Here is an 11,543-nt window from a genome sequence, read left to right as displayed (position 1 = left end):
TTAGAGGGTAGAGATTAGAAGTTAGAGATTAGAGAGCTAGTGCCACTAGGAGCATTAGTGACCCTAGCCAACAGCCAAGAGCCAACGGCCAGAGAGACAGTGAGGGAGACTCACTGCTGAGTCTCCCTCGCTATTTTGTCACCTTACGCAGGTGATGAAGTAGGCTTAGACGATTGCTTTACTTGATCTCCCAAGTATCCTCCGTCATGAGTAGCTCACGGAGTGTGCGTACCTTGTTCTTTGCCTTTTGCTGATCGATCTGATCTTGGACAGCCCAGTCGTAGGTCGGGCCCTCGACATCACGTATGACACCCATAGCGACGGGGAGCCCGTCAGCACCGTTCATAGCGGCAAGCATCATGTGTAGGAAGGGATTAGGCTCGTGCGCATCGTGTGTCAGCACATCGTCGAGCGTGTAGCCATCCTCGCCGATCGTCACAGCACGCAGCTTGAAGCCGTCTAGCACGAGACCGCGCTGCTTGTCCTCACCGAAGAGCATCTTCTCGCCATGCTGCAGGACGATCGTCTTGTCAGCACGTACGGCTCGGTCGCTGATAGCAGCGTGTGCACCGTTGTTGAAGATCATACAGTTCACCAGTACCTCTGTGACTGCAAAGCCCTTGTGCTTAGCACCTGCCAGTAGGCAAGCGGTGAGCGTAGGCTGATCGACGTCGAGTGAGCGTGCGAAGAAGTTGCCACGAGCACCCATGACCAGCTCGGCTGGCTCGAAGGGATCCTCGACAGTGCCGTAAGGCGAACTCTTGGTGACGAGTCCACGAGGCGATGTAGGCGAGTACTGTCCCTTGGTCAGTCCGTAGATGCGGTTGTTGAAGAGGACTTCATTGATATCCACATTGCGTCGTACGGCATGGATGAAGTGGTTACCACCGATAGCGAGGCTATCGCCATCGCCAGACATCAGCCATACGGTGAGGTCTGGACGAGCCACCTTGACGCCCGTAGCAACGGCAGCACCACGACCATGTACGGTGTGGAAGCCGAAAGTACTCATATAATAAGGTAGTCGCGAGGAGCAGCCGATACCTGAGACGACGACCGTCTCATCGGGAGCTATGTCTAGCTCAGCCATCGCCTTATGGACAGCAGCTAGGACACCGTGGTCGCCACAACCTGGGCACCACTTGACGGGTGATGCGTTTTTGAAATCCTTGGGGGCAAAGCGTAGTGTGCCCTTCTCTAGATTACTATTTGTTTCAATCATAGCAGTTGTGGTTTTTACAGTTGCTCAGCGAGTATCTCTTCGAAGGCAGTGACGAGGTTGCCCACCTTGAGGGGTTGTCCCTGCACTTGATTGTACTGATAAATATTGGCATCAGAGACCTTGTTGCGTAGTAGCATGGCCATCTGACCGAGGTTCTGCTCAGCGACGACGACACGTGGGTAGCGGCGTAGGATCTCCTCGGTGTTCTTAGGCATAGGATTGATAAAGGTAAACTGCGTGTGTGCTACCTTGTGCCCCTTCTTGCGAAGAGCCTGGCAGGCATCACTCAGGTGTCCATAGGTACTACCCCAGCCGACGATGAGCAACTCAGCATCATCCACATCACCCTCTACGGTGAGCGGTGGGATCACCTCTGCAATGTGCTGTATCTTGTTGTGACGCTGCAGAACCATCAGCTTATGGTTAGGACCATCCGTGCTGATAGCACCAGTCTTATTATCTTTTTCCAGACCACCTGTACGATAAGGCAGTGAGCCAGCTCCTGGTATAGACCAGTAGCGTACGAGCGTCTCTGGGTCGCGCATATAAGGCATCCACGGGTCCTCACCCTTGTACTGATCTACGTAGTGAGGCTTGATCTCGGGATACTTCTCGTAGTCAGGTATACGCCATGCCACCGAGCCATTACCCAGATAAGCATCTGAGAGGAGGACGACGGGCGTCATGTGCTCTATGGCTATCTTGACTGCATAGTAAGCAGCGTCAAAGCACTTAGAGGGAGAGGTAGGAGCGATCACTACCATTGGGGACTCACCATTGCGCCCATACATAGCCTGTAGGAGGTCGGTCTGCTCTGACTTCGTAGGCATACCTGTCGAGGGACCACCACGCTGTACGTCTACGAGTACGAGTGGTAGCTCAGCGATGACGGCGAGGTTGAGTGCCTCACTCTTGAGCGCCACACCAGGTCCTGAGGTAGAGGTGACACCTAGGCGACCAGCGTAAGAGGCTCCGATGGCTGTACAGATACCAGCTATCTCATCCTCAGCCTGCATCGTGATCACATCGAGAGACTTGTACTTAGCGAGGAAGTGTAGGATGTCTGTGGCGGGAGTAATAGGATAAGAGCCCAGGAAGAGCTTGAGTCCAGCACGCTCAGCACCAGCTATGAGTCCGAAAGCGGTAGCCTTATTGCCCGTCACATCTAGGTATACGCCAGCCTCCTGTGGTGCGCCCTCAATGACAAAGGGAGTGCCTACCGAAGCATGGGTATTAGCCGCATAAGAGTATCCCCCGTGGAGGGCTGCTATGTTGGCCTGACGGATGACTTCCTTCTTAGCAAACTTCTTGCTGATGAAGTGCTCCGCCTGCTCGAGGGGTCTGTCGAATAGCCAAGAGACGATACCTAGGGCAAACATGTTCTTGCATCTTAGTCTGCCTCTAGCGTCCATATCTATATCCTTGAGCACCTCCTGGACCATCGTGCTAATGGGGCAAGCGAGTACTCTATCTGGGTTGAGTCCTAGCTCTTTGATAGGATCATCTGTCTGGTAGAGAGCTTTCTTGAGATCCTTCTCTCCACAGGAGTCACTATCGATGATGATGATCGAGTCGTGACGCAGATTCTTTACATTGACCTTGAGGGCAGCGGCATTCATCGCCACCAGTACGTCCGCATAGTCTCCAGGCGTATGGACCTGATCATGTCCGATACGTACCTGAAAGCCCGATACGCCTCCCAGTGTACCTTGAGGAGCACGGATCTCAGCGGGATAGTCGGGGAACGTCGAGACCGAGTTACCATACATCGCTGACATATCAGAGAAGATGGAACCCGTGAGCTGCATACCATCGCCCGAGTCGCCTGAGAAGCGTACGACTACCTCTTCGATAATTCTTTTGTTCGGTTTGTCTGTCATAATTAGGATGAATAAAAGGCGTAGGGCTCAACTCCTTGAGAGGGTGATTGAGCGAGACCTTCCTAGCAATAGACCCCTACATAAAAACTTTTGCACACCATAAGACTATGCCCTATCTCCTACAGTCGAGGGGGGCTGATGAGCAAACGCTAGAAATAGGGGAATACTAGCAACTGCCACAGCACCTCCACTGTAATTTGATCGGCACCGTCACATGGACAGCACAAAGGTACGACTTATTTCGCTGATACTAGCCTTTTTTAGGTACGAAAGTACCGACACTCACTTCCTCGCTCACGAAACGAGTATACGCAACAAAGCCCCCAGCAACGACAACCGTCACTAGGGGCTTTGCTCTATAGGGCAGACGTAAGCACCTACTCCGTCAGGCTGCGGTAAAAGTCCACATAAGCCTCCGCATGATCAGCCGCTGGACCTGGGTACTCCAGCACCTTGTGGTCAGGCTCGGAGTGTAGGTACTTGATCAGCTCAGGAGAGACCTTTTCCTGCCCGAGGATCACCCCATCAGAGTAGTGGATCGCCATACGTCGCAGCGCATCGGGCGTCACCTCCCCCTGTAGTGGCGCCAGCATATCGCCCGTGATCTTGTCAAACTCGAGCTTCTTAATCAGATCGTCACCGATCAGCCCCTCCTCCTCATTGCCATCGACCGAAAAGATCACCTTGGCACGCTCGAAGTATGGATCGTCCTTGTAGGCTGTCTTCAGGTAGACTGGTGCCAAGGCTGAGAACCACCCCAGACAATGTATCAGATCAGGTATCCAGCGAAGATTTTTAATCGCCTCAAAGACCCCGCGAATGAAGAAGATACTCCTATCCGCATTGTCACTAGGAGCACCCTCCGAAGCTGGACCAAAGAGACTCTTACGCCCGAAGAGATCAGGATTATCGATGAAGTAAACCTGTATACGTGTAGAGGGTATGGAGGCAACCTTGATGACGAGCGGGTGGTCATAGTCATCGACGATGACATTGATACCCGATAGCCTGATCACCTCGTGGAGCTGATTACGACGCTCATTGACCAGTCCGTAGCGTGGCATAAAGATGCGCACGTCATGCCCAGCATTTTGTATATGCTCAGGGAGGTAACGAGCGACATGTGCGAGGTCACTCTCAGGCAGATAGGGGAATATCTCTTGAGATATATAGAGTACTTTTTTGTCTTTGGCAGCCATGATGAATTCTTTTCGTTCTCCACAAAGATACTAAAAACTAGCGAGACGGGCCGTTCCCCACATAAACGAGACTCGCCGAGAGGCTGGTACCCAGAGCGGGACTTGAACCCGCACGACCGCAATTGGCCAAGGGAGTTTAAGTCCCTCGTGTCTACCGATTCCACCATCTGGGCCACAGCACGACATGCTGCATGCGATGAGCCTGCACGCCCACCGCGCGACAAAGGTACTGAAAAAAGAGATTAGACCTCACTAGAGGTTAGAGATCTGCCAGGGCTGACGCATTATAATTCCATTTCGAAGATTTCCTCTGGAGTCATTCGTGCAAGCTTTTTCCTCAGGCGTAGCGTTGATGTGCCTTTGAGCTTGTCTTTAAGCCGTTGAATGATAGTCAGGTTTATCTTGTTTATAATGTTCATGTTCTGAGCTGCGTTGCGGGCTCTCTTGGTAGAGTAGTCCTCTCTAAAAAGCATATCCAGCATATAGTGTAGCTTGTTTTCCACAGCCCAATGCTCACGTATTAATTTGAAGATCTCCGCTCCGTCTGTCAGGCTAGAAATATAGAAGGTGGTTTCGGTGCTGGACTTATCTGTCTTCTTGTCCGTCCGTACTCTTGTCATCATATGGATACTTTTCAGGATCATCCGAGATTTTGTGTTATGACCTGATCGTGGGCTAAGAAAGAAGCTGGCTCTATCTTTAGTACCTTTGAAAAAGTTAACCAATACTATTCGTTAGTACTTATGATAGAAACCAGCTTCCTATATCACAGCTTTGGAGTACGAGACGTTGTCAATACTCGTTGCGAGTACAAAGGTAACAAAACAATCATACACGTACGCTCCACACGTCCGCTTTGTTATTGCCCCCATTGCCACTCCTACACCTTGCTCAAAAATGGAACAAGAATGCGACAGATACAAACCTTACCTATTGGCTCCCGCCGTTGCTATCTCAAGCTGACGAACCAACGCTATAAATGCACCTCTTGCCATTGGGATGGCTGGCAAAAGATTCCTGGAGTATTGAAAGGCAAGTCCTATACTTATAGATTTGCGCAGCATGTCATTGACTTACTTAGAATGGGAACGATTAAGGCTGTTGCGAACCATCTAGGTGTCGGCTGGGATCTAATCAAAAGCATCCATAAAGACTACCTAAACAAGCGATACAAAAGCCCCAAATTAAAAGGACTCAAACGCATCGGCATAGATGAATTTGCTGTTAGAAAAGGACACATTTACGAAACCATTGTCGTAGACCACGACACGGGACGGATTGTTTATAGTCATCCAGGTAAAGACAAAGAAGCCCTAACCCCTTTTTGGGAAATGCTCAAACGTAGAAAGATAACGCTTGAAGCAGTCAGCTGCGATCTTTCCCCAGCCTATATAAGCGCAGTGATGGCGTATCAACCGAAAGCTCAGATAGTCTTAGACCACTTTCATATTATGAAGTTGATGAATCAGAAGATCGATGCTCTTCGCAAAGACCTATATAGAGAGGAGACAGATCTCAATAAGCGTAAGGTTATCAAAGGAGTTAGGTATTTACTTCTAGCAAATGGAGCAGACGTAATGGATGCGCTTCATCGCACAAGGTTAGAGAATGTGCTGGCTATGAACAAGCCTCTAGCTATAGCATACTACCTCAAAGAAGATCTTAGACTATTCTGGCAGCAGACCTCAAAAGAAAAGGCTGAGTCGTTTTTGAAGAAGTGGCTCGAACAAGCAGACGATTCGGGTGTTAGGCATGTCAAACAAATAGCTAAAACTATCCGGCTCTATCAATGGGGCATTCTAAATTGGTATGATCACCCCATTTCCAATGGGGTGGTCGAAGGAATCAATAACAAGATCAAAGTCCTCAAAAGGATTGCCTACGGATACAGAGATATGGACTACTTTCAACTAAGACTTTTTGCTCTCCACGATCAGGTCATCACACAGAATCTCGGATGAACCATAAAAAATATCCACGTGGAGATTTGAGATTTTCCACGTGGATATTCGAGAAAGGAGGAAATCGGACGAATTTCTCCGTAAAGATATGTAAATAGAGATTAGAGGCTAGAGGATAGAGATTAGAGGAGACTGTTGCAAAAGTCAACAGTCTCATAATGCGTCGTCCCGTACCGCCTAAATGCAACAAGAGCAGCCCATGTTATATGAGCTGCTCTCGCAGTAGGTCTTGATGACCTTGGTCGGGATGACTGGATTCGAACCAGCGACCTCACGCCCCCCAGACGCGCACTCTAACCGGACTGAGCTACATCCCGTATTTCGTTGTGCAAAGATACAACTTATTTTTGGACTAAACAAGCGACCTCGGCCCTAAAACTTAGCTCTCCTCTCCTAAGAGGTCGGGGCGGAGAGCTTGCGTACGGGCGACCGCCTGCTCATGCTCCCACTGCGCTATGCGTGCTTCGTGGCCGCTGAGGAGGATCTCAGGTACGCGCCACCCCTTGTACTCAGCGGGGCGGGTGTACATAGGCGGTGTGAGCAGGCCATCCTGAAAGGAGTCGCTCAGCGCACTATCCGCATCGCCTAGGACGCCTGGTATGAGCCGAATGGTCGCATCGGCAATGATCGCTGCCGCTAGCTCACCACCTGTCAAGACATAGTCCCCGATGGAGATCTCACGCGTGATGAGATGCTCACGGATACGATGGTCGATCCCCTTGTAGTGACCGCAGAGGATGATGATGTTCTCCATGAGACTCAGCTCATTGGCGACCGCCTGCGTGAGTACTGGCGCATCGGGTGCCGTGAAGATAACCTCGTCGTAGTCACGCTGGCTACGCAGCTCGGTGATGACGCGGTCGATTGGCTCGATCGACATGAGCATACCGGCAGCGCCACCGTAGGGGTAGTCGTCGATGCGTCCCCAGCGATTGGTCGCATAGTCGCGGAGCTGATGTATATGTACCTCGGCAAAGCCCTCACGCTGTGCTCGCCCCACGATAGAGGTCGAGACAAACGGCTCGATCATCTCAGGCAGTACGGTGATAATGTCTATGCGCATATAGGCGTGTGGTCGAAATAGTCAGAGTAATCGAAATGAAATCGGAGTAACCGGAGGTGACGAGTAACGATCGGATTGTTCCGATCACTCTGATCCCTCCGATTACTCCGATCACAACCTCTCCTCGCTTATGCGAAGGTCAGCTCCTGGATCAGACGGGGGCACTTAGCCCACTTGTCGATCATGAAGAGGACGTAGCGGATATCTACCGAGATAGTGCGCTGTAGGTCAGGCTCAAACTCGATGTCGCCACTCATAGCCTCCCAGTTACCATCGAAGGCTAGACCGATCAGGTTACCATTCTTGTCGAAGACAGGGCTACCTGAGTTACCACCCGTGATATCGTTGTCCGAGAGGAAGCAGGTGAAGAGGTGATTACCCACACCGTAAGGTGCGAAGTTGGCAGGATCGCTCAGCAGCTTGAGGATCTCAGGCTGTACGGCAAACTCGCTGCTGTTGGGGTTCTGCTTCTGGAAGACACCACGCTCCGTCGTGAAGTGGTAGTACCACGCACCATCACCTGGCTCGTAGCCGAGGATGCGACCATAGCTCATACGCATCGTGAAGTTAGCGTCTGATGGACGAAGTGCGTTAGGCTGGAACTCGCTCATAGCTGCAAAGAGCTCACGCTTACCCTTCTCAATAGCGTGGTTGTACTCCATATACTGATTGATCAAGGTCGAGTAGTACATCAGTACGCTCTGGACGAGCTCCTGTACAGGGTCGTTGGCTAGAGTCTCCTTGACTTTGTTCGGATCCATAGCCAGTACGGCCATCATCTTATCCTCATAAGGTACGACGCTATTGGCAAAAAGCTCCTCAGCATAAGCCTTGTAGTCACCGCCAAAGCGCTCGTCGATGATCTGATAGATGAAGGGCAGATTGTCAGCAGGTAGCTTCGTACGTAGTAGGGCGAGCATAGCCGGGAGTACCTCACGATCTAGGTTGGGGAGGTAATCCTTGTAGAGGTCTTTCAGCTCCTTCTTGTCGCCAGAGCCTGCAGCTACCATAGCTTGATAGCCGAGCCATACGATCTCGCTACCGCTCAGCATCGTCTCGATTATATAGTTGAGCTGACGATTGTAAGGAGCAGCCTCCTCGTAAGCACGCTTCAGGTCGGGTAGGATATTGCCGTAAGGCTTGCCTGTCTGAGCGACCCACTGAGTGAATGCCTCCTCCTCGGCGCGCTTGCGGTCTACGACGTGGAGCTTCTCGAGACCACGGTTCATACCGATAGAGTTCTTCCAGTAGTTCGCACTCTGTGCATACTTACTAGCGTACTTGATGCGGGTAGCTTGGTCAGCGTCCATAGCGCGCTTCCAGATCTCCTGCTTGACGCCACGTGCCTCGATGCGGGGTGCGTTCTCATTCTCGATGCGATCGATGACACCGTAGGAGGTGAGGTAACGATCGGTAGAGCCTGGGAAGCCAATGGTCATCGCGTAGTCCTGCTCCTGGTAGCCCTGGAGAGAGACTTTTGTATAGTAGACAGGACGGTAAGGCTTGTTGCTAGCAGCGTACTCAGCGGGCTGGTTGTTAGCATCAGCGTAAACGCGGAAGACGCTAAAGTCGCCCGTGTGACGAGGCCACATCCAGTTGTCCGTGTCACCGCCAAACTTACCGACGCTGCTCGGTGGGGTCATCACAAGACGTACGTCCTTAAACTCGTCGTAGATGACGACATAGTACTTGTTACCAGCGTAGAAGGGGGTTACTTCGACAGCGTCAAAGGGAGACTTCGTGTACTCCTTGACGATCTCCTCAGAGACCTTGTCGATTGTCTCCTGACGCTGAGCCTCATCGGTGATGCCAGCGACAGCCTGCTCGATGCGAGCCGTCACGTCGATCTGCGCACGCAGGTACTTGACAGAGAGCCCTGGGATCGGTAGCTCCTCACGGAAAGACTGTGAGGCGAAGCCGTCACGTAGGTAGTCATGCTCTACGGTACTCTGGCTCTGGATGGCATCGTAACCGCAGTGGTGGTTCGTGAAGAGTAGTCCCTGGTCGGAGACGGTGATACCAGTACAACCACCGCCGAAGATGACCACGCCACGTGCTATCGATGGCTGGTCTAGATTGTAGAGCTGGTCTAGGGATAGGTTAAAGCCCAGCTCACGCATGCGAGCTTCGTTTTGCTCGTTGAGCTCACTGAGTACCCACATGCCCTTGTCGGCACGTGCTGTAGCACTGCACACGAGGAGTGCACAGAGGGTTAGGAGCAAGGTCTGTAGTTTATTCATAAGACGCTTATCTATTAAAGTTAGTATTCTATTCTGCTTAGTTAGTTCGTCAGGATCAGCTCGAGCGCATCCGTTTTGGTACGTCTCTGTAGCCACTGCTCGAGCTTGTTACGCTCGGCCGGGGAGATGCGATGCGATGGGGTCGTCACGAGGATATGGAGGACGGAGTCTTGTCCTTGGATAAACTCCATCGAGGGCATGAGCCGCACCTTGCTAATATCGGTAAATACCGCTTTCGCCTCATCGCTCACGTCGTGCGTTAGAGACTTGTAGTAGTCGTAGCGCAGGAGCGTACGACGCAGCGAGTCGATCTCGGCACGCTGCTCAGAGGCGGTGCGCTCAGACCGCTCGTAGAGGTCACGCAGCAGGACGCCGCCCAGCTGCTCGTAGTCCGTAGGAGCCTCGTTGTCGATCCCCTGGTGCACCTGTAGGTCGAAGTTAGACAGCCCATAGCTAGGCAGTAGGGTAGCTATGCTGTCTATCGTCTGAGCCGAGAGAGGCTTGCCGATCAGGACTACGTCTATGTAGGCACGCTTGTCCCCATCCGCTCGTATGAAAGACTGACGGATCACTTGATGAGCTGGGGGAGCAAAGTGGTCTGCGACAAACTGCTTGGCACGCTGCTCCTGATAGGAGTCTCGCACCAGACGGATACTTAAGTAGATACTCGGTATCAGTGTGCAGACGGCGATCACCGTGATCCAGCGATAGCTACGCTTGCGCATATCGCCCGAGGCGACTGCCTTCATCGGGAAGCGCATGATGCGTACCATCACGAAGGTGGCGAAGGCGATAAAGACCGAGTTGATGATGTAAAGGTAGATAGCACCGAAGAAGAATGCCCAATTGCCCGTAGCCAGCCCAAAGCCCGCTGTACAGAGCGGTGGCATAAGTGCCGTAGCGATAGCCACGCCGGGGAGTACCTGCCCCTTGCTCTTGCTACTACCTGCTATCAGTCCCGCAGCACCGCCAAAGAATGCAATCAATACATCATACAGCGACGGCTCCGTACGTCCCAGCAGCTCACTGCCGGGCTGATCAAGCGGAGTTAAGAGGAAGTAGATCGTAGCTGTCAGGATACTGAAGAGCGTCGTCAGGGCGAGGTTGCGCAGCGACTTACGTACGAGATCTAGGTCGGCAATGCCGAAGCCCAGTCCGAAGCCGATGATTGGGCCCATCAGCGGGGAGATAAGCATTGCACCGATGATGACCGCCGTCGAATTGACATTCAGACCTATCGAGGCTACGAGGATAGCGCAAATGAGGATCCAGAGCTTGGTACCACGAAACTCCACATCCCCCTTGAGCGACTCGATGGTTGCCACATCGCCCGCCTTATCCTCGCGGAAGTCTAGGAGTCGACGCAACCACCGCCAGGCACTCATCCACCAGATTTTTTCCTCTAGCTGTTTGTCGGTTGTCTGTTGGCTGTTAGCTGTTGTCTGTTTAGCTGTTGTCTGTTTGGCTGTTGGCTGTTGGCTGTTAGCTGTTGGCTGTTTGTCGGTTGTCTGTTGGCTGTTAGCTGTTGGCTGTTTGGCCGTTGGCTGTTGGCTGTTGGCTGTTGGTTGTTTGGTGCTGGCCGTTGGCTGTTGGCTGTTAGCTGTTGGTTGTTTGGTGCTGGCTGTTGGCTGTTGGCGCGTAGCTGTTGGTTGAGACGTTGGGGTCGTCTTAGAGACGAGGGTTCCCTTCTTATTAGCGATGGGTTGGTCAGTCGCAGCCTTGTCGTGTGAACGATGACTGGTAGTCGTATCGTGTACTACCTTATCATACATAGGAGTCATCGGGCAGCTAGACAGCTCGTCAGCCATCGGCTCGTGATGCTGATGGCGAGAAGACTTTTGCTGAGCGACCAGACGCTTCATGACGTCGATCGTAGGAGAGGAGTTTTCAGAGGAAGGCATACGATGATTGCGACCAAGTATACATACGGGACTGCTAAGGTACTCATTTTCTTCCATAGCAGACACCTCTCGGCCTC

General features: G+C 52.1%; 8 protein-coding genes and 2 tRNA genes. 1 reads left to right on the top strand and 9 read right to left on the bottom strand.

The window, feature by feature from the left end; all coding sequences use genetic code 11:
- Window positions 1-178 precede the first annotated feature (178 nt).
- The 5 genes from Q2J34_RS02560 to Q2J34_RS02540 form a co-directional block, all read right to left on the bottom strand.
- Window positions 179-1,222, bottom strand: coding sequence for a 2-oxoacid:ferredoxin oxidoreductase subunit beta (locus Q2J34_RS02560; protein WP_298889818.1), 1,044 nt, complete (start codon window positions 1,220-1,222; stop codon window positions 179-181).
- A gap of 14 nt (window positions 1,223-1,236) precedes the next feature.
- Window positions 1,237-3,102 (bottom strand): 2-oxoacid:acceptor oxidoreductase subunit alpha, encoded by a 1,866-nt coding sequence (locus Q2J34_RS02555; RefSeq protein WP_300969195.1) that lies wholly within the window; start codon window positions 3,100-3,102, stop codon window positions 1,237-1,239.
- A gap of 377 nt (window positions 3,103-3,479) precedes the next feature.
- Complete coding sequence (locus Q2J34_RS02550) at window positions 3,480-4,301, bottom strand: glycogen/starch synthase (protein ID WP_298889822.1); 822 nt, start codon at window positions 4,299-4,301, stop codon at window positions 3,480-3,482.
- Window positions 4,302-4,385: 84 nt separating this feature from the next.
- Window positions 4,386-4,474, bottom strand: a tRNA-Leu gene (locus Q2J34_RS02545).
- 111 nt (window positions 4,475-4,585) lie between these two features.
- Window positions 4,586-4,945, bottom strand: coding sequence for an ISAs1 family transposase (locus tag Q2J34_RS02540; protein ID WP_300969194.1), 360 nt, complete (start codon window positions 4,943-4,945; stop codon window positions 4,586-4,588).
- 99 nt (window positions 4,946-5,044) lie between these two features.
- On the opposite strand from Q2J34_RS02540, the gene Q2J34_RS02535 reads away from it, so the two are divergent.
- Window positions 5,045-6,262: an ISL3 family transposase gene (locus tag Q2J34_RS02535; protein ID WP_422763822.1), complete on the top strand. Its 1,218-nt coding sequence runs from the start codon at window positions 5,045-5,047 to the stop codon at window positions 6,260-6,262.
- A 239-nt stretch (window positions 6,263-6,501) separates the two neighbouring features.
- Here the strand turns inward: Q2J34_RS02535 and Q2J34_RS02530 are convergent.
- The 4 genes from Q2J34_RS02530 to Q2J34_RS02515 all read right to left on the bottom strand — a co-directional run bounded on the left by Q2J34_RS02530 (window position 6,502) and on the right by Q2J34_RS02515 (window position 11,523).
- A tRNA-Pro gene (locus tag Q2J34_RS02530) sits at window positions 6,502-6,579 on the bottom strand.
- A gap of 62 nt (window positions 6,580-6,641) precedes the next feature.
- Window positions 6,642-7,325, bottom strand: coding sequence for a tRNA (guanosine(37)-N1)-methyltransferase TrmD (gene trmD, locus Q2J34_RS02525; protein ID WP_298887675.1), 684 nt, complete (start codon window positions 7,323-7,325; stop codon window positions 6,642-6,644).
- A 128-nt stretch (window positions 7,326-7,453) separates the two neighbouring features.
- Entirely contained in the window at window positions 7,454-9,565 is a 2,112-nt protein-coding gene (locus Q2J34_RS02520; RefSeq protein WP_298887673.1) for a S46 family peptidase, read from the bottom strand.
- Window positions 9,566-9,606: 41 nt separating this feature from the next.
- A complete protein-coding gene (locus Q2J34_RS02515; protein WP_298887671.1) occupies window positions 9,607-11,523 on the bottom strand; it encodes a DUF389 domain-containing protein in 1,917 nt (638 codons plus the stop codon).
- Window positions 11,524-11,543 lie beyond the last annotated feature (20 nt).

Origin of the sequence: Porphyromonas vaginalis (assembly GCF_958301595.1) — a bacterium.
Lineage (GTDB): Bacteria > Bacteroidota > Bacteroidia > Bacteroidales > Porphyromonadaceae > Porphyromonas > Porphyromonas vaginalis.
The sequence above is the reverse complement of the archived record's forward strand: the minus strand, read 5'-3'. Positions and strand labels throughout refer to the sequence as shown.

Coding starts and splice junctions, on each gene's coding strand:
- Q2J34_RS02560 (WP_298889818.1), bottom strand. CDS start 1,222: ATGATTGAAACAAATAGTAATCTAGAGAAGGGCACACTACGCTTTGCC.
- trmD (WP_298887675.1), bottom strand. CDS start 7,325: ATGCGCATAGACATTATCACCGTACTGCCTGAGATGATCGAGCCGTTT.
- Q2J34_RS02550 (WP_298889822.1), bottom strand. CDS start 4,301: ATGGCTGCCAAAGACAAAAAAGTACTCTATATATCTCAAGAGATATTC.
- Q2J34_RS02520 (WP_298887673.1), bottom strand. CDS start 9,565: ATGAATAAACTACAGACCTTGCTCCTAACCCTCTGTGCACTCCTCGTG.
- Q2J34_RS02540 (WP_300969194.1), bottom strand. CDS start 4,945: ATGATCCTGAAAAGTATCCATATGATGACAAGAGTACGGACGGACAAG.
- Q2J34_RS02535 (WP_422763822.1), top strand. CDS start 5,045: ATGATAGAAACCAGCTTCCTATATCACAGCTTTGGAGTACGAGACGTT.
- Q2J34_RS02515 (WP_298887671.1), bottom strand. CDS start 11,523: ATGGAAGAAAATGAGTACCTTAGCAGTCCCGTATGTATACTTGGTCGC.
- Q2J34_RS02555 (WP_300969195.1), bottom strand. CDS start 3,102: ATGACAGACAAACCGAACAAAAGAATTATCGAAGAGGTAGTCGTACGC.